This is a genomic window from Pseudomonadota bacterium, assembly GCA_016195085.1.
Taxonomy (GTDB): domain Bacteria; phylum Pseudomonadota; class Alphaproteobacteria; order SHVZ01; family SHVZ01; genus JACQAG01.
Map to the genome: position 1 here is coordinate 68,002 of JACQAG010000003.1, position 23,085 is coordinate 91,086.

Annotated in this window: 23 protein-coding genes; 11 read left to right on the top strand and 12 right to left on the bottom strand. The window is 65.8% G+C overall.

Annotated features, from left to right (window positions below; translation table 11 throughout):
• Positions 1–2: 2 nt before the first annotated feature.
• Positions 3–422: a hypothetical protein gene (locus tag HY058_00895; protein ID MBI3495844.1), complete on the bottom strand. Its 420-nt coding sequence runs from the start codon at positions 420–422 to the stop codon at positions 3–5.
• A 79-nt stretch (positions 423–501) separates the two neighbouring features.
• Complete coding sequence (locus HY058_00900; protein MBI3495845.1) at positions 502–1,290, bottom strand: enoyl-CoA hydratase/isomerase family protein; 789 nt, start codon at positions 1,288–1,290, stop codon at positions 502–504.
• 128 nt (positions 1,291–1,418) lie between these two features.
• Between HY058_00900 and HY058_00905 the strand changes: the two genes are divergently transcribed.
• Together HY058_00905 and HY058_00910 are read left to right on the top strand one after the other, a co-directional pair.
• Entirely contained in the window at positions 1,419–3,005 is a 1,587-nt protein-coding gene (locus HY058_00905) for an ABC transporter substrate-binding protein (GenBank protein MBI3495846.1), read from the top strand.
• Between the two features lie 10 nt (positions 3,006–3,015).
• Positions 3,016–3,798, top strand: coding sequence for an AAA family ATPase (locus HY058_00910; protein MBI3495847.1), 783 nt, complete (start codon positions 3,016–3,018; stop codon positions 3,796–3,798).
• A 9-nt stretch (positions 3,799–3,807) separates the two neighbouring features.
• Here the strand turns inward: HY058_00910 and HY058_00915 are convergent, their stop codons facing one another.
• The 5 genes from HY058_00915 to HY058_00935 form a co-directional block, all read right to left on the bottom strand.
• Positions 3,808–4,848 (bottom strand): ABC transporter substrate-binding protein, encoded by a 1,041-nt coding sequence (locus tag HY058_00915; GenBank protein ID MBI3495848.1) that lies wholly within the window; start codon positions 4,846–4,848, stop codon positions 3,808–3,810.
• A gap of 14 nt (positions 4,849–4,862) precedes the next feature.
• Positions 4,863–5,594: an ABC transporter permease gene (locus tag HY058_00920; GenBank protein ID MBI3495849.1), complete on the bottom strand. Its 732-nt coding sequence runs from the start codon at positions 5,592–5,594 to the stop codon at positions 4,863–4,865.
• Between the two features lie 65 nt (positions 5,595–5,659).
• Positions 5,660–6,451: an ABC transporter ATP-binding protein gene (locus HY058_00925; protein ID MBI3495850.1), complete on the bottom strand. Its 792-nt coding sequence runs from the start codon at positions 6,449–6,451 to the stop codon at positions 5,660–5,662.
• 213 nt (positions 6,452–6,664) lie between these two features.
• Positions 6,665–7,663, bottom strand: a complete 999-nt coding sequence (locus HY058_00930) for an alanine racemase (protein ID MBI3495851.1) — start codon at positions 7,661–7,663, stop codon at positions 6,665–6,667.
• A complete protein-coding gene (locus HY058_00935; protein ID MBI3495852.1) occupies positions 7,660–9,213 on the bottom strand; it encodes a M81 family metallopeptidase in 1,554 nt (517 codons plus the stop codon). Before HY058_00935 ends, HY058_00930 begins: the two co-directional genes overlap by 4 nt.
• Before the next feature lie 302 nt (positions 9,214–9,515).
• On the opposite strand from HY058_00935, the gene HY058_00940 reads away from it, so the two are divergent.
• Both HY058_00940 and HY058_00945 read left to right on the top strand, forming a co-directional pair.
• The gene (locus HY058_00940; GenBank protein ID MBI3495853.1) at positions 9,516–10,295 is read left to right on the top strand and encodes a hypothetical protein; all 780 of its coding nucleotides are present in this window, start codon (positions 9,516–9,518) and stop codon (positions 10,293–10,295) included.
• Positions 10,295–11,278 (top strand): BMP family ABC transporter substrate-binding protein, encoded by a 984-nt coding sequence (locus HY058_00945; GenBank protein MBI3495854.1) that lies wholly within the window; start codon positions 10,295–10,297, stop codon positions 11,276–11,278. Before HY058_00940 ends, HY058_00945 begins: the two co-directional genes overlap by 1 nt.
• On the opposite strand, the gene HY058_00950 is transcribed toward HY058_00945, so the two are convergent.
• Positions 11,253–12,332, bottom strand: a complete 1,080-nt coding sequence (locus HY058_00950) for a hypothetical protein (protein ID MBI3495855.1) — start codon at positions 12,330–12,332, stop codon at positions 11,253–11,255. The two genes, HY058_00945 and HY058_00950, sit on opposite strands and share 26 nt — an antisense overlap.
• A gap of 127 nt (positions 12,333–12,459) precedes the next feature.
• On the opposite strand from HY058_00950, the gene HY058_00955 reads away from it, so the two are divergent.
• Complete coding sequence (locus HY058_00955; protein MBI3495856.1) at positions 12,460–13,236, top strand: enoyl-CoA hydratase; 777 nt, start codon at positions 12,460–12,462, stop codon at positions 13,234–13,236.
• A 333-nt stretch (positions 13,237–13,569) separates the two neighbouring features.
• Positions 13,570–13,959, top strand: coding sequence for a hypothetical protein (locus HY058_00960; protein MBI3495857.1), 390 nt, complete (start codon positions 13,570–13,572; stop codon positions 13,957–13,959).
• Between the two features lie 99 nt (positions 13,960–14,058).
• Here HY058_00960 and HY058_00965 read toward each other — a convergent pair whose 3' ends face one another.
• The 3 genes from HY058_00965 to HY058_00975 all read right to left on the bottom strand — a co-directional run bounded on the left by HY058_00965 (position 14,059) and on the right by HY058_00975 (position 16,510).
• Positions 14,059–14,907: an amidohydrolase family protein gene (locus HY058_00965; GenBank protein ID MBI3495858.1), complete on the bottom strand. Its 849-nt coding sequence runs from the start codon at positions 14,905–14,907 to the stop codon at positions 14,059–14,061.
• 14 nt (positions 14,908–14,921) lie between these two features.
• Positions 14,922–15,944 (bottom strand): aldo/keto reductase, encoded by a 1,023-nt coding sequence (locus HY058_00970; protein ID MBI3495859.1) that lies wholly within the window; start codon positions 15,942–15,944, stop codon positions 14,922–14,924.
• Positions 15,945–16,075: 131 nt separating this feature from the next.
• Entirely contained in the window at positions 16,076–16,510 is a 435-nt protein-coding gene (locus tag HY058_00975; GenBank protein ID MBI3495860.1) for a ribose ABC transporter, read from the bottom strand.
• 158 nt (positions 16,511–16,668) lie between these two features.
• On the opposite strand from HY058_00975, the gene HY058_00980 reads away from it, so the two are divergent.
• From HY058_00980 to HY058_00995, 4 genes are all read left to right on the top strand, one after another.
• Positions 16,669–17,535, top strand: coding sequence for a sugar ABC transporter permease (locus tag HY058_00980; protein MBI3495861.1), 867 nt, complete (start codon positions 16,669–16,671; stop codon positions 17,533–17,535).
• A gap of 64 nt (positions 17,536–17,599) precedes the next feature.
• Positions 17,600–18,451: a carbohydrate ABC transporter permease gene (locus tag HY058_00985; protein MBI3495862.1), complete on the top strand. Its 852-nt coding sequence runs from the start codon at positions 17,600–17,602 to the stop codon at positions 18,449–18,451.
• 99 nt (positions 18,452–18,550) lie between these two features.
• On the top strand, positions 18,551–19,840 hold the full coding sequence (locus tag HY058_00990) for a sugar ABC transporter substrate-binding protein (GenBank protein MBI3495863.1): 1,290 nt from the start codon (positions 18,551–18,553) through the stop codon (positions 19,838–19,840).
• An 89-nt stretch (positions 19,841–19,929) separates the two neighbouring features.
• Positions 19,930–20,994, top strand: coding sequence for a DUF2961 domain-containing protein (locus HY058_00995; protein MBI3495864.1), 1,065 nt, complete (start codon positions 19,930–19,932; stop codon positions 20,992–20,994).
• A 37-nt stretch (positions 20,995–21,031) separates the two neighbouring features.
• Here HY058_00995 and HY058_01000 read toward each other — a convergent pair whose 3' ends face one another.
• Entirely contained in the window at positions 21,032–21,229 is a 198-nt protein-coding gene (locus HY058_01000; GenBank protein ID MBI3495865.1) for a hypothetical protein, read from the bottom strand.
• 275 nt (positions 21,230–21,504) lie between these two features.
• Here HY058_01000 and HY058_01005 point away from each other — a divergent pair, with 275 nt between their 5' ends.
• Positions 21,505–23,076 carry an ABC transporter substrate-binding protein gene (locus HY058_01005; GenBank protein ID MBI3495866.1) on the top strand — a complete coding sequence of 524 codons (1,572 nt, stop codon included), beginning with the start codon at positions 21,505–21,507 and terminating at the stop codon, positions 23,074–23,076.
• The last annotated feature ends 9 nt before the right edge of the window (positions 23,077–23,085 follow it).

Below are 23,085 nucleotides of genomic sequence, written 5' to 3' on the forward strand. Positions count from 1 at the left end.
GTTCAGCGATTTCCCGAGCCGTCGTTGAGCCAGCGTCGCATGGCCTCACCCACCGCTTCCGGGTGGCGCTCCAACAGCTCGGCGAATTTCTTGAGCGAGGCGGCCTTGATCCGTCCTTCGACCCGGCGGACGTCGATGAGCGCATCGACCATGTCGTCGGGTTCCGGCGGCGGCGGCGGCGGCGGCGCCATGCCCAAGGCCCGCGCCGCCGGACGGCGCGCCGACAATCCCGGTCCCTGGGTCAAACGCCGGGGCTCCGTCGCGGTCGGCAGGAAGGCAAGAGGGCCAAACGCGGGGGGCGCCCCGGTCGGGTGTCCGGGCGCGTGGGCCTGCCCGCCGCCGAAGCCGCGGGCCAGCACCGGCAGCACCACCAGCCCGCCGATGAAGAGGATTGCAATGAGGATGACGGCAAACCCGCCCACGGCCGTTCCTTGAGCCCCCAGTGTCTCTATCCTATCTAAGCCCGATTGCGGCGCGGCTCAACCCGTCCGGCACGGCCGATCACCCCCAGCGCTTTCGGCTGGCGAATTCGCCCATCAGCCGCCTGGGCTCATCGCTGTCCCAGGCGCCGGCGAACACCTTGATTCCGGCTTCGATCGCCTGGGAGACCGGCAGCTCCTCCCAGGCGCTTATGAGCGCTTTTTGCAGGCGAATGGCCCGGGGGCCGGCCTTGAGGAGAGCGTCGATCGCGCTCTCGACCGCGACCTCGAGGTCGCTCGCCCGCACGACGCGCTCGACCAGCCCCCAGCCGAGGGCGGTTTCGGCGAAAATGGTCTCGCCGAAGAGCAGGAGCTCGCGGGTGCGCCCCCAACCGATGAGTTGCGGCAATAAAGCGGCCTCGACGACCGAGGGGATGCCGACGCGGACCTCGGGCATGCCGAAGCTCGAGCGCGAGGAGGCGATGCGAATGTCCGCTGCCGCCGCGATCTCGAGCCCGGCTCCCAGCGCATAGCCGTCGATCCGCGCGATGACCGGAACCGGGAGTGCCCGCAACGAGCGGCAGGTCTCATGAACGAGGCTGATGAAGCGCCGCGCGCCCGCGGCGTCCAGCCGGGCCATCTCCAGGATGTCGGCGCCGCCGATGAAGGCCTTCTCCCCGGCGCCGGTCAGCACCAGGCCGCGAAGTGCCTCCATGGGCGCCAGGCGATCGACCGTGGCGATGAACTCCGTCATCAGCGCGCTGCCCAATGTGTTGAGCTTGGCGCGGTTGTCGACGGTCACAGTGGCGATGGTTCCCTCTTTGCGGACATCGAGGCGAAGATCGATGCGCGGCGTCTGCGTGTCGGGCATGGACGGACTCCTCGTCGGCGGGCTTGGGCATCGGCGCGGCTTCCGCGATTGCGGTCCCGGCGCCGCCAGTCCACTCTAGCCTGATCAACGCAAGGCCCCGAGACAGGGGTCGGGAAGAGGAGGCGCCGATGATCGGTCTTGGCCGTCGAATTGCATTCGCGACCCTGGCGATCGGGGTCATCGCCGGGCTCGAAGGGGCCTGGGCTGAGGAGCCGAAGCGCGGCGGCATCCTCAACGTCGCCGTCACCGCCGAGCCGCCGACCACGGACTGCCATGCTTCGGGCACCTTCGCCACCATCCATCACGTGGCGCCGCACTATTCGACCCTGCTCAAGGTCGATGCCGAGCGCTATCCCGAAATCGTCGGCGACGTGGCGCAGTCCTGGGAGGTTGCAGCCGACGGCCTCACCTACGTCTTCAAGCTCCGGCCGAATGTGGTGTTCCATGATGGGACCCCATTCACCTCGGCCGACGTCAGGGCGAGCTGGGAGCGGCTCAAGAACCCGCCGGAAGGGATCGCCTCGCTCCGCAAGGAGACCTTCTCCAACATTCGCGCCATCGAGGTGCCGGATGCCGGCACCGTCGTCATCCGGGTCACGGAGAAGGACCAGTCCATGCCGGCGATCTTCGCCAGCCCGTGGAACTGCCTTTACAGCGCTGCCAAGCTCAAATCCGACCCGCGCTATCCCGAGAAGACGGTGATGGGCACTGGTCCGTTCCGCTTCGTCGAGCGGGTGCCGGGCTCGCATTGGGTGGGCGAGCGCTTCGAGAAATACTTCGTGCCCGGCCAACCCTATCTCGACGGCTTCCGCAATGTGCTGTTGAGCTCGTCTGCGCTCATCAACTCGCTCCAGGGCGGGCAGGTCGACGTGGAGTTCCGCGGCGTGACCCCGGCCGAGCGGGATCGGCTGGTGCAGGCTCTTGGGCCTAAGATCAAGGCCGAGGAGAGCCCGTTCCTGATCATGCTGCTGCTCGCCTTCAACACCGAGCGGCCGCCTTTCAACGATGCCCGCGTGCGCCGCGCGCTGTCGCTTGCCATCGACCGCTGGAGCGGCGGCGAGGCGTTGGGGCGCACCACGATCCTCAAACATGTGGGCGGCATGCTCAGGCCCGGCTACGCGCTGGCGCCGGAGCCGGCCGAGCTGGAAAAGCTGCCGGGCTGGGGCCGCTCTCCGGCGGCGAGCCGGGAGGAGGCGCGGCGTCTCTTGAAGGAAGCCGGGATCGGCAATTTGAGCTTCAAGCTCGCCAATCGCAGCATCGCCCAGCCCTATGGGCCGCTCGCGGTCTATCTCATCGATCAATGGCGGCAGATCGGCGTCACCGTCGAACAGGTGTCCTTGGAGACTGCGGCCTATTTCAACACGCTCGCCAATGGCACCTTCGATGTCGCGGTCGAGTTCCAAACCGACTACATCGACGATCCCAGCGTGCAATGGACCAAATACCTTTCCCATGACCGTTCGAATGCCAATTCGGCGCGCTATATCGACCGCGAGGTCGATAGCCTGTTCGACCGCCAACGCCGCGCCGGCGATGCGGCCGAGCGGCGCCAATTGCTGCGGCAGCTCGAGGCGAGAGTGATCGAGCAGGGCTACTGGGCGCCGCTCTTCTGGTATCAGCGCATCGTGATGCATGGCGAGGCGGTCAAGGGCTGGCGGGTGACGCCCAGCTACCTCATCAACCAGGATTACGCGACGATTTGGCTGGCACGGTAGGCACCCTCAGATGAGCGCGCGGCGATTCCTTGCTGCGATCCAACGCCGCGACGATGTCGCTCCTTCCGGGGCGTTTCCCTGGTCGGTGCCGCTCATCCGCGATCTTCAGGCGATTGAGTTTTCAACGCCGGTGACGTTCCTCGTCGGCGAGAACGGCTCGGGCAAATCGACGGTGCTCGAAGGGATCGCGGCGGGCATGTCGGCGGCGGCGGCCGGCAGCCGCGATCTGCAGCGGGACGAGACCCTTGTCGCCGCGCGCGAATTCGCCAAAGGCTTCCGCTTCGTGCGGCAGCGGCATGCGAAGACCCGGATGTTCATGCGCGCCGAGGACGCCTTCGGCTTTGTCCGGCGCTTTGCCGACGAGGTCCGGGTGCAGGAAAGAATGCCGGACAGTCCGGACAAGCAGTCCGAGATTTTATGGGCGAAGGTAAACCAAGCGGCGTTCGAGGTGCGATACGGCGGTGACCTCGATGCGCAATCGCATGGCGAGACGTTTCTGAAGATATTGGCCGAACGGCTGGCGCCGGAAGGGCTCTATTTCCTTGATGAGCCGGAGACGCCCCTCTCGCCGCAGCGCCTCCTGGCTCTCATGGGCCTGATCAAGGACCGGGTCGAGCGGGGATGCCAATTCGTCATCGCCACGCACTCGCCCATTTTGATGGGGCAACCCGATGCGACCATCCTATCGTTTCATGATGGCCGCATCGAACCTGTCGCCTATGACGACATCGAGCACGTCCGCATCACCAGGGCATTCCTGAACGACCGCGAGCGCTTTCTGCGACGCTTGTAGCATCTCGCCTCACCGATACGCCTTCGCCTCGGCAGCGATCGCGGCTGCGTCGAACTTGTTGATGTCGCCGACGAGGTCGTTGGTGACGAGATCGGTCGCCGCCACCTTCTCCTTGATCACGCCCCATTTCAGCATGAACTCGGCATAGGCGGCGTAGTTCTCGACCGAGCTTTCGCCCCAGCGGGTGACGCCGCCGCGCTCCAGACGCCAGTTGCGCGCCCGGGCTTCCAGCGTCTTCACATCGTCGCGGATCGCGGTCGCCTCGTCCTTGCCGGTTGGCTTGGTCTGCGGGAATACCTCGTAGAGGATGCGCACCGCAGCCTCGGGATTGGCCATGGCGAAGACGGTGCCGCGGGCATAGCCCTGGGCGAGCGCCACCGCCTCGGGCCGGCGCTTCTGCAAGGTCGCTTCGAGGGCAATGAAGCCGTTCGAGGGATAGCGGTCGATGTCCTTGGTATCGAGCATGCGCAACTTGACGCCGGCATTCTCGACCATCGCATATTGCGTGTCGAATTGGCTCAAGGCGTCGACCTGCTTCGAGCGCAGCAAAGCTGCGGTCTGCGCCCCCTCGCCGGCGACGACGAGATTCACGTCCTTGTCCGGATCCATGCCGTTGGTCGCCGCCAGCGCGCGGGCGATGATGAGCCCGCCCGAGGCCATCGAGATCAAGCCGATATTCTTGCCCTTGAGATCGGCAAAGCTTTTGACCGGGCTCTCCTCCGGCACGGCGATACCGTAGATGTTGCCTTGATAGGCCGTATAGAAGACCTTGGCCTTGACCCCTTGCGGCCGGATGATGGCCAAGGGCTCGACCGAGGGCAGCGAATAGGGCAGATCGCCGGTCGCCACCAGCTTCACGCAATCGGTCGAGCCCGGCAGCGGCGCCAGCTCGATCTTGAGGCCGTCCTTGGCGAACCAGCCGAGCTTGGTGGCGATCGCGAAGGGGGCCGCGGCCGCGCTCACCGTCCTGGCGCACCAGCCGACCTTGACCAAGGTCTCAGCCTCGGCCGGAACGGGGACGGCGCCGGCAAACGCGGCCGCAAGCACGATGGCAACAGCGTGTTTCACAGTCGTCCTCCCTTTTCCGGCCCTGTCGCGCCGGCGAATTTCTCCGATGGGTCCCAGAATAGAATGCGCCGCCGCAAGAGCTGGATGCAGCGGTTCAGCAGGAGCCCGACGATCGAGAGCACGAACAAGACCGAGAACTGTCCGGCCACGTCCATGGTGAAGTTCATGGCGCTGATGAGCATGCCGAGCCCGGCTTGGGCGCCGATGAATTCCGCGACGATGGCGCCGATGAGGGCGAAGATCATCGAGATCTCGAGACCGGCCATGATGAAGGGCAGCGCATTCGGCAGCCGCAGCATCCAGAAGATCTGGGCATCGCTGGCGGCGAGCGAGCGCATGAGGTTGACCCGGTCCTCGTCCGCCGAGCGCAGGCCCACGATGGTGTTGACCATGAGCGGGAAGAAGGCGACCAAGGCGGCGTTCACCACCTTCGAGGTGAGCCCGAGCCCGAACCAGATGATGATGAGCGGCGCCAGCGCCACCTTCGGCATGGACTGGAACATGACGACATAGGGGTAGAGGAAATACTCGATGGGACGGCTCATCGCAATCACGGTGCCGAGCGCGAAGGCGAGCACCGTGCCCACCGCGAAGCCGAGCAAGGTGGCGCTCAAGGTCGCCCAGAGATGCGGCCAATAGAGCCCGCCGACGAAGCCGCGATAAAGGGCTAGAAACACGTTCGACGGCGCCGGCAGGACGAACATCGGTATTGCCAAGCTACGCACCATCAGCTCCCAGAGCGCCAGACCGACTACCAGGAACAGCGCACTAAGCGCGAGATTGCGGGGCGTGTTCACGCGTCCAGGCCTTTGCTGTTGAAGCAGGCGCGAATGCGTCGCACATGCTCGCCGAATTCGGGCGAGGTCATCACGTCGAGGGCGCGGGGCCGCGGGATCTCGACACGGCAGGTATCCATGATGCGGCCGGGCCTGGGCGTCATCACCAGCACGCGGTCGCCCAGGAACACCGCCTCGGCGATGGAGTGGGTGATGAACAGCACGGTCTTCCGCCGCTCGAGCCAGATGCGCTGCAGCTCGAGGTTCATCTGCTCGCGGGTCATCGCATCGAGCGCGCCGAAGGGCTCGTCCATGAGCAGCATGGCGGGGTCGTGGACCAGCGCCCGGACGATGGCGACCCGCTGCTGCATGCCGCCGGAGAGCTCCCAGGGATAGCGGTCCTCGAAGCCGGCAAGCCCCACCAGATTGAGCAGCTCGGTGGCGACGGTGGTCATCCGCTCGCGTCCGAGGCGCTGAACGTCGGCCGGCAACAAGACGTTGTCGAGGACGTTCCGCCAGGGAAACAGCACCGGCGACTGAAACACCACGCCGATGTCGCGCCGGGGTCCCACGATCGGCGTGCCGCGCAGTGCTGCCTCGCCGGAGGAGGCGGGGATGAGCCCGGCCAAGATCTTGAGCAGCGTCGACTTGCCACAGCCGGACGGGCCGACGATGGAGATGAACTCGCGCTCCTGCACGGCGAAGTCGATGTCGTCCAAGGCCAGGACCGCTCCGCGGCCGGTCTCGTAGCGCTTGCTCAAGCGCCGGACCGCGATCGCCTCACCCAAGGATGTGTCGGGCGCATTCACGCTCGTCGGGCTCCTCCCTAGTGTCCCGCCCCTGAAATTCGTCCGCGAATTTCAGGGATAAGCGGGCCACTAATCTATTGAGTCTAGTGTGATTCAGATTCCGAAGTTCGCGGACGAACTTCGGAATCATCACACTAGCCTGTCGTCCTTCGCGGGCGCCTAGGAATCCCCTTCACCCAGCTTCGGCTCGGCTCGGCTTCGCCTCGCCAAGCCTTAGCAACCCTCTCCCCCACTGGGGGAGAGGGCGATGCCGTGCTCCTGATTGACCCTCGTGACGGTGAGCGCCCCCAGACTGCCGCCGCCGCCAGCATCCAGCACCGTTCCGAAGCCGGCGTCGTGGAGGGTGGCTTCGGTCGAGCGGTCCTTGGACAAAGCCAAGGCGCCGGCATCGATGAGGAGGCGGTTGTCGGCAGGGCGGTGACCGATGACGGAGGCGAGCACCGAAACGGCAATATCGTCTCGGGCGCAGGAGCCGATCTCGGCCTGGAACAGATCGCCGAACATGTAGACGCCGCACCTGACCTCGGTGACCCCGTCATAGCCAGTGCCATGGAGTGCCGTCGGCGTCGAGCCCATGGTCACCACCGGGGCGGGCAGGCCTTCCGCCCTGAGGTGCTCGGCCGCCCGCACCGCGGCCCGGCGCTCCTCTTCGGCCACGCGCTGGGCATCGGCCGGCGATCGGCAGGCATAGGAATGGCCGGCATGGGTCAAGACGCCCATGAGCTTGGCGCCGGGGGAGTTGTGAAGCACGGCGCCGATGTCGAGGAGCGCACGCGACTCGGGCATGACGCCGCTCCGCCGTTCGCCGCAATCGACCTCGATCAGCACCTCGAAGCGGGCGCCGAGCGCCACACCGCAGGCTCCGATCGCCCGCGCGGCCTCGAGATCGTCGGTGAGCACGGTCATGCGTACGCCCCGGCGCATGAGGCCGGCCACCTGCTCCAGCTTCGCCGGAGTGATGCACACGGCATATTGGATGTCGCTGATGCCGTTGCCGGCGAAGTACTCGGCTTCCTTGAGGGTGGAGACGGTGATGCCGCCGAAATTGCCGGCGGTGGCGATGCGGGCGACGTCGATGGACTTGGCGGTCTTCATGTGCGGACGAAGCGCCACGCCGAAGCGCTTGAGACGCTCGGTCACCGCCGCCGTGTTGCGGGCAAGGCGCCGACGGTCGAGGACGAGCGACGGCGTCGAGAGATCGGCGAGCCTCATGGCGCCCCTCCATCGCGCTCGCGGAAGGGCGGCGGCGACCAGACGACGTTTTCGTCGATCGGCAGGACCGGGCGGGGCAGGCGTTGCCAGTCGAAGCGCGACAGCACGGGCGAGGTCAGGCCCGGTAGATCCACTTCGATCACCTGCTCGGGTTTGAAGAACTCATCGAAGCCGGCGCGGAAGTGACCGCGGCTCTTCACCACCACGCTCCGCGCCTTGGCGATATCGAGCCCGAACATCTCGAAGAAGATCGGATCGCAGCACTGAGTCCGTTGCGTGATCACGACGACCGTGATGCCGCCGACCATGATCGCGGCCGAAGGGCCGAGCTCCAGCTTCAGGCCGGCGTTGGTGCCCCGCCGGCCGATGCAGCTGCCGTCGGAGAGCTTCAGCACGCGGGCGTCGGCCGCGAACGGCTTGGAGAATTCGTTGGTTTCATCGCGGTTGAAGCGGGCGCGGAACGCCGCACCTTCCCCGAGCCGGTGCGCCTCGGCGGCAAGTGCCGGGTCGTTGAACACGCCCAGGAGCACGCTCTTGGCCCCAGCCTGGTGCAACGCTTCCAGGAGATAGGTGGTATTGCCGCGGGCACCGCCGCCGGGGTTGTCGGCCACATCGGCGAAAATGAGCGCCGGTCTCGTGGGCTCGCGGCCGGCGGCAAGCGCCATGGCGAGCGCGTCCGCGAGGGCGGTCAGCCGGGTGCGGAAGCGCTCGCGGTTCTTCCAGCCGAGATGCGCGATGTCGACGGCGAGGTCATGGGCGGCCCGCGCATCCTCGCGCGCGGTCACCACTACCGCCAGGCCGTTCTTCGAGGTATCGCCGAAGGCGAAGCCGCCCATGACCGAGACATTCATGATGCGGGCGGTCTTATGCGCCGCGCCATAGTTGATGAGATCGGCATAGGGGCCGCCCGCGGTCAGCATGGTGACGGTGGGCGGAACGATCGGCAGGCGAATGAATGCGCGCTTGGGGCGGGTGCCGGCAAAAAGCTCGCGCATCGCCTCGGCCGCCTCGACGCCGCATTCGCGCATGTCGACATGGGGGTTGGTGCGGTAGCCGATGAAGACGTCGATGAAGTCGACCATCGCGTCGGAGATGTTGGCGTGCAGATCGAGGGTGGCGACGATCGGCACCGTAGGGCCGACGATACGGCGCACCAGACGGAACAGCGTGCCGTCGGGATCCTCGGACTCCGTGGTGATCGCCGCGCCATGGGAGCAGATATAGACGCCGTCCACCGGCAGCGCTGCGCGCAAGCCCGTTTCGATCTCGCCCAGGAACTCCTCGAAGAAGCCATGCTCGATCGGGCCGCCCGGCTCGGTCATCGCAAGCAGGATCGGCACCGGCGTCCAGGGTCCGGATGCATCCATGTCGCTGACGAAGCCGGGCGTCTCCGGCTGCATCACCGGCGCTGCGGCACGGGCATCCTCCATGAGCGCCTCCCCCGACAGATAGGTGCGGGAGAGGAAGTCCGCTTTGGTGGAAGGCGGCGCCCATTTGTTGCACTCGATCGACAGACCGAGGAGTGCGATGCGCTTGCCGGGGGCGGCCATGGGCGGCTCCATCAGACGATATTCGGGCTCGGACCCGCTTGTGTCCGGCCCCTGAAATTCGTCCGCGAATTTCAGGGACAAGCGGGCCACTAGTCAATTAAGTCTAGTGTGATGATTCCGAAGTTCGACGACGAACTTCGGAATCATCACACTAATATCGCTTCCGGCGCTTGGCGCACAAGATCGACCGCACGGAGCTTCGTGCTAAGATCCTGGCAAGCTCCGAGGCAATCGATTTGAGGGTCATGATGAGAAACCGGCTCCGTCTCCTTTTCATCCTCGCGCTGCTGCCGCTGGGGACGATGCGTCCGGTCGCGGCCGCGGATCCGCAGCTCCTGTTCTCCTATGAGGTGACGAGCGCGGTCGGGCTCGAGCTGCCGAAGCTCGCCGGCGCCACCTATGCCGAGCGCGCAACCTTCGCCGGCCAGGTCCTGGACTCCCTGGTGCCCGACGTGCTTCGCGCCGTGGGACTCGATCCGCGCAAAGTCGAGACCCAGATCACGCCAGGCGGCTACAACCTCAAGACCAATGCCTCGCTGCAGTCGAAGGTGGCGCTGGCCGAGGCGGATGCCAATCGGCTGGCCGCCGCTCTCGGCTATGTCTTCCGGCAGTTCAGCGTTCTGGTTTCCGATCTTGCCGACGCCGGCGGCAATACCGGCTATGTCACCGTCAGCATGCCCAAAGGCACGATGAACGCCAGCCTGGCCCAGGCGTTCTTCCTCTATGCGGCGGGGGTCGATCCCGGGCTCGGCGGCGGCTATACCGCTTTCGGCGACGACATGATCTTCCTCAATGTGCGCGACGGCCAGGGCCAGCCTTACAGCAAGCTGGAGGATGAGGCGTTCGCCGCCGCGATGCGCCGAGCCGCCGATGGCTTCACATCGGCCAAGGCCACCGTCAGCGCCACTGGCAAAGCGAAGGCGCGCTTCGTCGGCAATAGCTGGCGAAACAAGCCCGGCGGGGACGATTACGTGGCGCTCTTGGGAGGTGCGGGCACGCCGCTGGTCAATCGCCTCGATGGCTTGCGCCAGCGCCAGGTGACGCTGATCCTGGCCGCGGCCGATCGGTTCCATTGGCGGTGATGCTCCGCGCCTTCCTCATCGCCGCTTCGCTATGGGCCATGCTGGCGCATGGCGGAGCCCGGGCGGAGATCGTCCCCGCCATCGTCTACGCCGTCGGCCAGAAGTTCGATAAGAGCTTCAATGAAGCGGCTTATGCCGGCAGCCAGGCCTTCAAGTCGGAGACCGGCATCGCCGTGCTCGAATTCGAGCCCAGGGCCGCAGCACAGTTCGAGCAGGGGATCGCCGCCTTGGTCCGTCGGGGGGCGACCGACATCGTAGCGGTCGGCTTCTATTACGCAACGCCGCTGGCCGGCCTGGCGCCGCGCTTTCCCAAGCTACGCTTCACTCTCATCGATGCGGTGGCGAAGCAGCCGAACGTGCAGTCGATCGTGTTCAAGGAGCATGAGGGCGCCTACCTTGCCGGCATGCTGGCGGCGATGGTGTCCAAGACCGGCACGGTCGGCTTCATCGGCGCCATGGACATCCCGCTCATCCGCAAATTCGCCGTCGGCTATGGCGAGGGCGTGCAAGCGGGCAAGCCCGATACCCGTCTCATCCTCAACTATATCGGCAACACGCCGGCGGCGTTCAGCGATCCGACGGCCGGCGGCGAGCTCGCTTCCAGCCAGTTCGACCGCGGCGCCGATGTGATCTTCGCCGGCGCCGGCGCCTCCAATTTCGGGGTCTTTCAAAAGGCGGTGGATCGCGGCCGGCTTGCCATCGGCGTCGATGCCAATCAGAACGGGCTCCATCCCGGCACCATCCTGACCTCGCAGCTGAAGCGGGTGGATCTGGCGGTCAAGCGGGCGTTCGCCGGCGCCCGCGACGGATCCTGGCGCGCGGGTGTGATCGAGCTGGGCCTGGAACAGGACGGGGTGGCGCTCGCGTTCGACGACAACAACGCGGCCCTGGTCACGGCCGAGATGCGCCAGCGGCTGGATGGCGCCCGGCGCGACATCATCGCCGGCCGCATCAAGGTCACGGACGCGACGAAGCAGCCTTAGCTGCGGCGATCAAGCGGTCGGCGATATCCTCGGGCTCGAGCCGAAGCCAGGTCTGATTGACCCTGGCCCAGAAGCCGCCATCCTCGTTCTTGGGCAGAACGAGCCCGGCCGCTTCCGCCTCGTTGCGGAACCGCTCCAGCGACTCCGAATCCGCGCCCGGAACGGTCAAGCGGAAGATGTTGGTGCCGTCGGGCACGCGCTCGATGGCAAAGAGTCCGCTGGCGCTCAAGCGCGACAGGGCCGCCTCGCCGATGGCAATGGCACGGCGCCAGCCGTCGAGGTGCCCTTCGAGAAAGTGCCCGGCGATCAGCGCCGACTGCCAGAACTGCATGAGGGCCCCGCCGAAGCGCATGCGCTGCTGGCGGAGATCGTCGATGAGCTGGGCGGGGCCCGCCACCAGGGCGCCGAAAGGCGCATTGAAATACTTGTAGAGTGACACATAGACGGTGTCGAAGGGCTCGGCATAGTCGCGTGGATCCCGCCCGGTAAAGGCAGAGGCGATGAACAGCCGGGCGCCGTCGAGATGGAGACCGATCCCGGCCTCGCGGGCATAGGCGGTGACATCCGCCAGATCGCCGTCGGCGACGCGCCGGCCATGCCAGCGGCGCACCGGGGTCTCAATGGCGATGGCGCCGATCGGGGTGGCGATCCGGTAGCCCTTGCCGCGGGCCACTTCGGCCTCGACCGCCTCGCGGGAGAAGCCGGCCTCGCGGTCCTGGAGCGGCACCAAGGTCAGGCCGGCAATGAGGGCCGCACCGTCGCCGGTATCGGAGAAGATATGGCTGTCGCGCTGCACCAGGACCCGCCTGCCCCGGTCGCGGCAGAGCCCGGCCAAGGCCAGCATCTGGGCCAGGGTGCCGGTCGGCATGACGATGGCCTTCTCCTTGCCCATGCGCAGCGCAAAGCGCTCTTCGAACTCCGGCAGCGGCCCCTCGGTGCCGTAGCGGTCGGGCTTCAAGTCCCGGCCGCGCGTGAGCTCGACCAGGAGCTCGGCGTATTCGGCGGGTCGTAGTTGCAGCCCGTCGGCGGCGAGCGAGACGCGGGGCTGGTTCATCAGTCGATTCCCATGGTCACACGCGAAAGGAGTCTTAGAATGGCAGCCAATGCGCATTTGACCAAATCCGCACCACACGCCGTCCGAGCCTCGAGCCACCCGAAACCCGCCCCAAGGAGATCCGCGCATGGCTTATGAGAACATCGTTGCCGAGACCAACGGCCGGATTGGCATCATCACGCTCAACCGTCCGAAGGCGCTGAATGCCCTGTCGGCTGCGTTGGTGGCCGAGATGGAGAAGGCGCTGGATGCGTTCGAGGCGGATGACGCCGTCAGGGTGATCGTCATCACCGGCAGCGAGAAGGCGTTTGCCGCCGGCGCCGATATCAAGGAAATGAAGGACCGCAGCTTCGTCGATGTCTATAGCAAGGACTTCATCACCGTCTCCTGGGAGCGGGTGACCAAATGCCGCAAGCCGGTCATCGCCGCGGTCGCGGGCTATGCGCTCGGCGGCGGTGCCGAGCTGTCGCTCATGTGCGATCTCATCATCGCCGCCGATACCGCCAAGTTCGGCCAGCCGGAGATCACCATCGGCACCATCCCAGGCGCCGGCGGGACCCAGCGCTGGGCCCGCTGGGTTGGCAAGGCGAAGGCGATGGACATCGTGCTGACCGGGCGCCAGATGGACGCGGCAGAAGCCGAGCGCTCGGGCCTGGTGAGCCGCGTGGTGCCGGCGGCCCAGCTGATGGAAGAGACCCTCAAGGTGGCGAACCGCATCGCCGACATGTCGATGCCGGTGGTGATGATCGCCAAGGAGGCGGTGAACCGCGCCTATGAGACGACCCTGGCCGAGGGCGTCAAGGTCGAGCGTCGGCTGTTCCATTCGACCTTCGCCACCGAGGACCAGAAGGAAGGCATGAACGCCTTCGTCGAGAAGCGGCCGGCGAAGTTCAAGGATCGGTGAGGCCAGGAGCCTGTCTGAGAAATAGACGGGGTCGCGACGCTGCCGATTTTGCCCGAACGCGCGGAGCCGGTGCGACGGCGATGTAGCGCCCGGGGAGGGTTGGGCAGGGGGTGCGCGTCGAGCCGGGTCCCTTCCCGGCTCCGACCCCCTCCCAAAGTCCACCCCTGGCCGAGTGCCGGCGACCAAGTGGATAGAATCAAACGCTTGGTACCCTGTTGAATGCCCGCTCTCGACCCACACCGGACTCTCGCACCAGACCCGTGGTGTTACCCCGCTTCCTTCATGGTAGGCATGCTTCGTTTCGGCATGCCGAACCAGAAGGAGTCAGCCGCAATGAAGTGCCTGCGCATCCATGCCACCCCGGATGGCGAGTCGCATTTCGACGAGGTCGAATTGCCGACGACGAAGAGGTCGGTGCACCCCGATGCCGTGCCGTTCGAGGTTTCGGCCAGTTATCAGGCGTCTCGCGTCCGCCTCACCCGCATCCCAGCGGGCATGCGCGAGGTTGCTTGGCATACGGTCCCAGAGCCGGTGCTTACGGTCAGGCTGGATGGTTCGGTTGAATACGAGACGAGCGACGGAGAGGTGCGCCACGTTCAGGCGGGTAGCTTCGTGTTAGTGGAGGACACACACGGCAAGGGCCATCTGTCACGCCATTCCGCAGAGGCGCAAACTGTCATCTGGATCTCACTACCGAACGGCCTCGATTTGCCGCCCGCATAGTCCGTCTGGGCACGCTGTCGGCGCCGCTGCCGAGAGTCTGCTTTCCACCCTCAGCGGACCTACGCTGGGGGTATCCAGCGTTTGATGTGAACCACTAGCTCAGACTCCGTAGAAGCGGGCGGCGTTGCCGCCGAACAGCTTTGCCTGGTCCTCCGGCGGAAATTGCGCTGCCCAAGCGGAAGCGGCCCCATGCCAGCGCGCATAGCCGCCGGCCCGGTCGACGACGGGCCAGTCGCTGCCCCAGATGAGGCGGTCCCAGCCGAAGGCCTCAAGCAGGTGATCGAGATAGGGACGGAGCTCATCCGGGCGCCACTCCGGCCTCGCCTCGGTCACCAGGCCGGATATCTTGCAATAGGCCGGGCTGTCGCTGCCAAGCGCCGTCATATGGCCCGCCCAGGCGCGGAATCGGGCGTCGCCCGGCTGCCAATGGCCGATATCGGGCTTGGCGCCGTGATCGATGACGGTCGGAAGCTCGGGATAGCGCTCGAGCAGCGTCCTCAAGCGCGGCAGGTGCACGGGCCGGAGCAGGGCATCGAAGGTGAACCCGGCTTCAAGCACGCTCCGGTATGCCGGTGCCAGGCCCGGGCCCAGCATCCAATCGGGGTCGGGGATGTCGTGGATCATCGGGCGGATGCCGCGCACCTTGGGATCGGCCTTGAGTACCTGGATGCGCTCCGGGGCATCATGAGCCGCCATGTCGATCCAGCCGACGATGCCGGCGATGAACGGCGTCTCGCGGGCAAGAAAGCGCATGAAGCGGGTCTCGGCCTCGGTGGGGGCCGCCTGCACCAGGATCGTTGCCGCGATCCCGGTCGTGGCCAGGATCGGGGCGAGATCGTCCGGACCGAAATCGCGGTAGAGCACGGTCAGCTCCGGGGTGAGCCAGCCATAGTCCCGGCGGTCGAGGCGCCAGAAATGCTGATGTGCGTCGATCCTGCGAGTGGTCATTGGCCTGCGAATGGTCATTGGACCGGCGTCGGCGCATCCCGGCGAACGAGCCCGGCGCTTTTGAGATCCCGCCAGAGCGCATCGGGGATCGGCCGGCGCATCAAGGCGAGATTGGCCTTGACCTCCTCCGGCGACCGGGCACCGGGAATGACCGAGACGACCGCGGGATGGAACAGCGGAAATTGCAGCGCCGCCGCCGCGAGCTCGGTGCCATGCGCCTTGCTGATCTCGGCCAGAAGCCGCACGCGTTCGAGCACGGCGGGCGGTGCGGGCGCATAGTTGTAGGTGGCGCCGGCGACCGGACCCATGGCGAGGATGCCGGAGTTGAACGGTCCGCCGATGATGATGCCGATGCCGCGGCGCTCACAGAGCGGCAGGAAGGATTCGAGGGCTTCCTGCTCCAGGAGCGTGTAGCGCCCAGCCAGGAGGAAGCAGTCGAAATCCGCTGCCTCGGCGGCCTGCTGGCAGACTTGCCATTCGTTGACGCCGAGGCCGATCGCGCCGACCGTGCCTTCTTTCCGCAAGCGCGCCAGCGCCGGATAGGCTCCCTCGATCGCCTCGCGGAAACGAGACGGCTGCGCCTCGGCGCCATGGGTGAAGCGATCGATATCGTGGATGAGGAGGATGTCGATCCGGTCGAGGCCAAGACGCGTCAGGCTCGCCTCGACGGAGCGGAGCGCGCCGTCATAGCTGTAGTCGTAGGCGATCGAGAGCGGCGGCACGTCGATGAAGTTGCCGCCCTCCGCCTTGCCGGCGGGCGCGGGAACGAGGAGCCGGCCGACCTTGGTCGAGACAAGGAAGCGCTCCCGGGGCACGGCGGCCAGCACCTTGCCCATGCGCTCCTCGCTGAGACCATGGCCGTAAAGCGGTGCCGTGTCGAAATAGCCGAGCCCGGCGGCGAGCGCCCGCTCCAAGGCCGCGGCCGCCGCTGCGGCGGGAACCCGCTCGAAGAGATTGCCCAAAGGCGCGCCGCCGAAGCCCATTTGCGTCAACGACAAAGACGTCCTGCCGAGCCGGCGTCGAAGCGTCGGATCCATGTCTGCCACTCTTCCTAGTGTCCCGCCCCTGAAATTCGTCCGCGAATTTCAGGGATAAGCGGGCCACTAATCAATTGAATCTAGTGTGATTCAGATTCCGAAGTTCGCCGACGAACTTCGGAATCATCACACTAGTCGGTCGCGATGACGCCCTTGGCGAGGATGATGTTGCCGTATTTGCGCCCCTCGCCGGTGGCCACGATGGCGTAGCAGGCGCGCGCCCGCTCGTAGAAGGCATGGCGCTCGAGGGGATTGGGCTCGATCGGGCGACCGGCTGCGCGCTCCACGATCGGGCGAAAGTCGCGGACCGCGGGTGGCACCGCCTTCGGATCGCCGACGACCTGCATGACATGGACGGGCGTTGCCACGAAGCTGTCGAGAGGCAGCACGGTCAAGATCGCCGCCAGCGCGCGGGGCGCATCGACCCCGTCCAGCCGGATCAGCCGGCGCGCCACGCTGGCCGCCGGGAAGTTCGCGTCGACCACGGCGATCTCGTCACCATGGCCCATGGAAGCCAGCGCGTAGAGCAGGTCGGCATTGAGCAAGAGATCGATACCTTTGAGCATGGTCATTCCAATCGGACGGGGCTCGACGGACACAACTGCTTGTGCCTACTGTACGCCACGGGCGTTGTCCATGGCCTCGAGCGCGGCCCGCTGGCGGTCGTGACCGGAACGGGCCCGAGGGGGAACGCCGCGGCGTGGCCGCGGGCGGAGCGGCGACGATGATCATCCGATCCGAGGGGGAGCGTTTTGCATGGACGCTGGTCGCGCCGACCGCCGCCATGATGCTGGCGATCCTCGGGCTGCCGCTGATGTTCTCGCTCTTCGTCAGCTTCCATGATTGGGATCTGACGCGGATTCCAAATCGGCTCGAATGGGCTGGGCTGCAGAACTATGTCGAGCTCGTCGCCGGCATCGAGACCTGGCGGGCCTTGCAGTTCACCTTGATCTACACGGTTGCCTGCGTCGGCGGCGAGTTCGTCCTCGGCCTCGTTCTCGCCCTCTTGCTGCACCATGCGCCGGTCGGCCGGCAAATGTTCACCGCGATCCTCGTGCTGCCGATGATGATGACGCCGATCGTGAGCGGCCTTGTCTGGCGGCTCATGTACAACCCGACCTATGGCGTGATCAATCAGAGCCTCGGCCTCGGCAATGTGCTGTGGCTGGGCGAGGTCGACTCTGCCGTGCTGGCGGTGATCATCGCGACGATCTGGCAGAACACCGGCTTCGTGATGATCCTGTTGCTGGCGGGTTTGCAATCCCTGTCCAAGGAGCCCTTCGAGGCGGCGCGCATCGACGGCGCCTCGGCCTGGCAATCGTTTCGCTACGTCATGCTGCCGCTGCTCGCACCGACGATTCTGGTCGTGCTCCTCATCCGGACCATCTTCGAGTTTCGCGCATTCGACGTCATCTGGATCTTGACCCAGGGCGGACCCGCAGGCGCCACGGAGGCCCTCAGCCTCCTCAATTTCCGCATGGGTTTTCGATATTTCGCAATCGGCCCTGCCGCGGCCTTGTCGTGGATCATGCTGGCGGCGACGGCGGTTCTGTCCGTGGGCTACATCCGGGCGCTCGGTCGTGCCCGCTAGAGGGAGACAACCCGGGCCCGGGAAGCCGGGCTCGCGGGCAGCGTCGATGATGGTGCGAGGACCGATGCTGTTCGGGCGGCGATGGAACCTCAAGGACATCTTGATCCTTGTTGCGCTGGTGTTTGCATCGGCGATCTTCCTGTTTCCGATCCTGCTCGTGGTCTCGGTCTCATTTAAGGCGCCGATCGACATCATGGCGATGCCGCCGAAATGGTTGTTCCAGCCGACGCTGGAGAACTATCGAGCGCTCTTGGGGCTGGTGCCGAGCGAGTTCAAGTTCGATCTTTGGCTGCACTTCCGCAACAGCATCCTCGCCGCCAGCGGCGCCACCTTCCTATCCCTGCTGCTGGGCACGCCGGCTGCTTACGCCTTCGCGCGCGTGTCCTTTCGGGGCAGCCAGACCATGCTCTTGTCGCTGCTCGCGGTGCGCATGCTGCCGCCGATCGCCACGGTGATCCCGCTGTTCCTGATCATGCGCGAGCTGCATCTCGTAGACTCTGTCATCGGCCTCGTCATCGCCTACACGACATTCAATCTGCCGTTCATCACTTGGATCATGCGCAGCTTCTTCCTCGATCTGCCGCGCGAGCTGGAGGAATCCGGTTGGATCGATGGCGCCACGCGCTGGCAGGCGTTCCGGCTGCTGATACTGCCCTTGAGCCTGCCCGGCCTCGTCGCCTCGGCGATCTTCGGATTGATGCTGGCATGGAACGATTTCCTGTTCGCGGTCATTCTGACGAGCCGAGACGCGCCGACGCTGCCGATGATGACGGCGGGCTTCGTCACCGACCAAGGTGTCTCCTGGGGCATCATGATGGCGGCGGGTGCAGTCATCATCGTGCCGGTGCTGGTCTTCACTCTGTTCGTGCAGCGCTTCCTCGTCTCCGGACTGACCTCGGGCGCGATGAAGGGATGAAAAGTGCTGCGAGGGGCGGCGGGCATGATGCTGCATGATCGGCTGCTGGGTGTTTATCGGCCCCCTCGCGGGGCGCAACGAAGGAAGGAGGAAAAGGCGATGGATATGAAATGGATGCGGATCGCCGCTGCGGCGGCGGTGACGGTCTTCTCGGCGGCCTGGGCGATGGGTCCAGCGCCGCTCATGGCGCAGCAGACGCTGAGGATCATCGGACCGACCGGCGGCGCCGTGAAAGCCTTGACCGAGGATCTGATCCCGGCCTTTCAAACGGCAACCGGCGTGAAGGTCGAGGGCATCTTCCTGCCGCAAGACGGCTTGACCCAGAAGGCGATGACGGAATTCGTCTCCCGAGCGCCGTCCTTCGATGCGATCATGTTCGAGACCAGCTGGGGCGGCCGCTACGCGCCGTTCCTCGATGATCTGCAGCCCTATGTCATCAAGGCCGGAGCTGCCTATGACGAGGCGGACATCCTAGCGGCGGCCCGCGGCATGGGCATCGCCGACGGCAAGACCGTCGGCCTTCCCTACCGCACGCTCGGGCGCATGCTCTACTACCGCAAGGACCTGTTCCAGGAAGCCGGCCTGAGCGAGCCGCCGAAGACCCTGCCGCAGATGCTGGAATACGCCCAGAAGCTGACCAAGGGCGACGTCTATGGCTTGGCGATCCTGGGCAAGCAGGGTTTCGGCAATGCCTATGAGTTCGGCAGCTACCTCTTCAGCAGCGGCGGCACCTGGTGGGACCGCAAGAGCTATGAGGTGCGCATCAACGATCCGATCGGGGTCAAGGCCTTGGGCTTCTACGCCGATCTTCGCAACAAGCAGAAGGTCGTCCCGCCGGAAGTGACCACCTGGGCCTGGGACGAATGGATCGCCGGCGCGCAAAACGGCCGCTACGCCATGACGATCATGCACGTTCCCTACGCCACCCAGATCGAGGATCCCAAGCTCAGCAAGACCGCCGGGAAATGGGGCTGGGCCGACGCGCCCGGATGGGACAGCCTGGCGCAGGGTGCCCCGCCGGTGGGCGGCTGGCTCTGGGGCCTGCCTGCCGAGAGCCGGCAGAAAGCGCTGGCTTGGCAGTTCATCGCCTATGTGACCGGCAAGGAGGCGCAGCTCAAGAGCGCGCTCAACGCCAACGCACCCTCGCGCCGCAGCGCGTTCATGAGCCCGGAGCTCAAGGCAAAATGGCCCTGGGCCGAGGTGGCGCTGCGCTCGCTCGATCGTGGTACGCCCATGTACAACAATCCCGAAGAGCTCGAAGCCGAAGCCGCGTTGGCGGTCAACGTGTCGGAGGCCTTGCTTGGCGCGAAGACGGCGCAGCAGGCGGCGGACGAGAGCGCGGCCAAGCTGAAGCAGATCCTGGAGAAGGCCGGCCGCTACAAGAAGTAGCCCCGGGAGACGCATGCCGGGGATGGGTGCCCTCCCGTCTCCGGCTTGCCCTACATCGTCGAGGCATCATTTCGGTCGGAGGCAGAGGCATGGGGACGGAGGACGGCAGCATCGGCGGGCCGCTGCGTGGACTGGCGCGGCTTCGCGATGTGCGGAGCCGCAGGGCTTCGAGCCACGACCGCAGCGGCGGCAACGAGGATTTCGTCTGGATCAAGCCGGGCGAGGCAGCGAGGCTTTTGGATGCCGAGGGTGCCGGCTGCATCACCCACATATGGATGACGGCGGCGTGCAAGGAGCGCCACTATCTGCGCAAGCTGGTGCTGCGCATGTGGTGGGATGGCGAAGAGACTCCGAGCGTGGAAGTGCCGCTCGGCGATTTCTTCGGCATCGGCCACGCCGAGACGCGGAACTTCGCCTCGCTGCCGCTCGCGATGTCGCCGCAGGCCGGACGCGGTCTCACCTGCTACTTCCCCATGCCCTTTGCCAAAGCGGCGCGCATCGAGGTCGAGAACCAGTGTTCGGAGACATCCGCGCGGCTTTACTTCTACGTCGACTATGAAAGCTACACTGCGCTCGCCGACGATATGGCACGGTTCCACGCGACCTGGCATCGCGAGAATCCCTGCGACGGCATGTCTCCCCAAGGCATGAATTTCGAGACCTACCAATATGAGGGAACCAACCGCACCGGCGAAGGCAACTACGTCATTCTCGAGGCGGAAGGAAGCGGCCACTATGTCGGCTGCCACCTCGACATCCATAATCTAACGGAGACCAAGGGGCGCAACTGGTATGGCGAGGGCGACGACATGATCTTTGTGGATGGGGAGTCCTTGCCAAGCATCCATGGCACCGGGACCGAGGACTACTTCAACACCGCTTGGTGCCCGCAGGAGCCGTTCACCAGCCCCTATTTCGGCATCACCATGCCCGGCGGTCCGAATTGGTCCGGCAAGATCTCGCTCTACCGTTATCACGTCGAGGATCCGATCCATTTCCGGAAATCGATCCGCGTCACCATCGAGCACGGCCACGCCAACCGCCGGTGCGACGACTACGCGAGCACCGCCTACTGGTACCAGGCTGAGCCGCACAAGAAGCAGCGCCCGCTCATGCCGGTTGCCGAGCGGCTGCCGCGCGAGGATCCCGTCTAGCGCCGGCCTTGGTCAGTAGCCTCGCGCCCGGTCCACCTCAAGGATCGGTCTGAGCCCGCGGCGAACGCGGTGCAGGTTTTCCACGACCTGCTGGGCGGCTGGCGAGCAGGCATTCGATCTCGCCAGGATCGCCGATCGCGGGCCAGCGGCGCACCTCGAGCCCGGGATCGGCGGCCTTGAGGCCGTCGGCCCAGGCATCGAGATCGGGCGCGCGTGAGTAGAGGAGGATGGTCATGGGGTTACGGTGGCGGCTGAAATGGGCTCTGTCTTTCCAGTTCGACAAGGCTCGACGGGCAAGGCTGCTTGTGCCTACTGTACGCGACTGGCCGTTGTCCATGGGCTTAAGCGGCCGCCGCCGGCAGCCATGACCGGAAAGTGCCCAATAGGGGAACGCGGCGGCGGCCCCGGTTTTCCTGGCGGAAAATCCGGGCGCAGGCCAGGCGGGGCGTCAACCGAAGGACCACAACGGGGAGGCGCGTCATGCATCCTATTTTGCACTCGAGAGGCCGCATGTCGGTGGCGGCAGCGGCACTGGCCGCCGCGTTCCTGGCGGCACCCGCCGCAGCGAGGGCGGAATCCGTTCTGCGCTTCGTGCCCGATGCGGATTTGAAGGTGCTGGACGCGACCTTCACCACCATCGGCACGACGATCGACCACGGTTACATGGTCTTCGACGTGCTCTACGCCCCGGACGGCAAATGGGAAACAAAGCCGCAGATGGCGGAGTCGCATACCGCCAGCGCCGACGGGCTCACCTGGACGTTCAAATTGCGCCCGGGCCTCACCTTTCATGACGGGAGCCCGGTCACCGGCGCGGACGTGGCGGAGTCGATCCGGCGCTGGGAGGCCAAGAATACGCTCGGGCGTACCATCGCAACATTCGTAGCCGAGGTGACCGCCGCGGGCGTCGACGGCGTCACGATCAAACTCAAGGCACCCTTCGCGCCAATGATCTGGGCGCTCGGCGCTTCGTCCAACCCGCTGTTCATCCTGCGCCAGCAGGAGGCGAGGACCGATCCGAACGTCCCCATCACCACCATGATCGGTTCCGGCCCGTTCACCTTCGAGGTGAAGGACTGGCAGCCCGGCAACAAGGTCGTCTACCGGAAATTCCAGGGCTACAAGCCGAGGCCCGAGCCGGCCGACGGTGTTGCCGGCGGCAAGGTCGTGAAGGTCGACCGCGTCGACTGGATGTACATTCCCGATGCCAATACCGCGGTCCAGGCGCTGATCAACAACGAGGTGGACGCGATGGTCGTGATCCCACCCGATCTGCTGCCGATATTGAAGAAGAACCCGAACGTGGTGACGGCGACGCCGGACAAGCTCGGCAATCAGACCATGCTGAGGCCGAACAGCCTGGTCCCGCCCTTCGACAATCCGAAGGTGCGCCAGGCACTGCTCTATGCCGTCGACCAAAACATGTACCTCCAGGTCATGCAGAACGATCCGTCGATGCGCACGCTTTGCTGGTCGGTGTTCATGTGCGGCACGCCCTTGGAGACCAAGGCCGGGCAGGGCGATTTCGCTACACCGGGCGCCAAGAAGGAGAAGGCGCGGCAGCTTTTGCAGGAGGCCGGCTACAAGGGCGAGCCCGTGGTCATGATGAACCCGACGGATCAGTCGGTGATCTCCGCCCTGACCCTGGTCTCGGCGCAGCTTTTGAAGGATGTCGGGTTTACCGTCGACGTGCAGAACATGGATTGGGCGACGCTGGTCTCGCGCCGCCCGGTCAAGGAGTCGCCGGCGGTCAACAAGGGCGGCTGGAGCGTGTTCCACACCTGGGGTACCGGGCCGTTCATGTCGAGCCCGCTGATGAATTCCGGCGCGCAGACACCTTGCGACGGCAAGAACTGGTTCGGTTGGCCCTGCGACGAGACCCTGGAGAAGACCAGGCTGGAGTTCATCACCGCGGATACCCCGGAGAAGATCCGCGACGTCAACGAGCGCTACCACAAGCGCTTCTACGAGGTCGTGCCCTATGTGCCCTTGGGGCAGTTCGTGGGGCCGGTCGCCTATCGCAAGGAATTGAAGGGCGTGCTCCAGGATGTCCGCTTCTCGCAGTGGAACATCGAGAAGTGATGCAGAGCC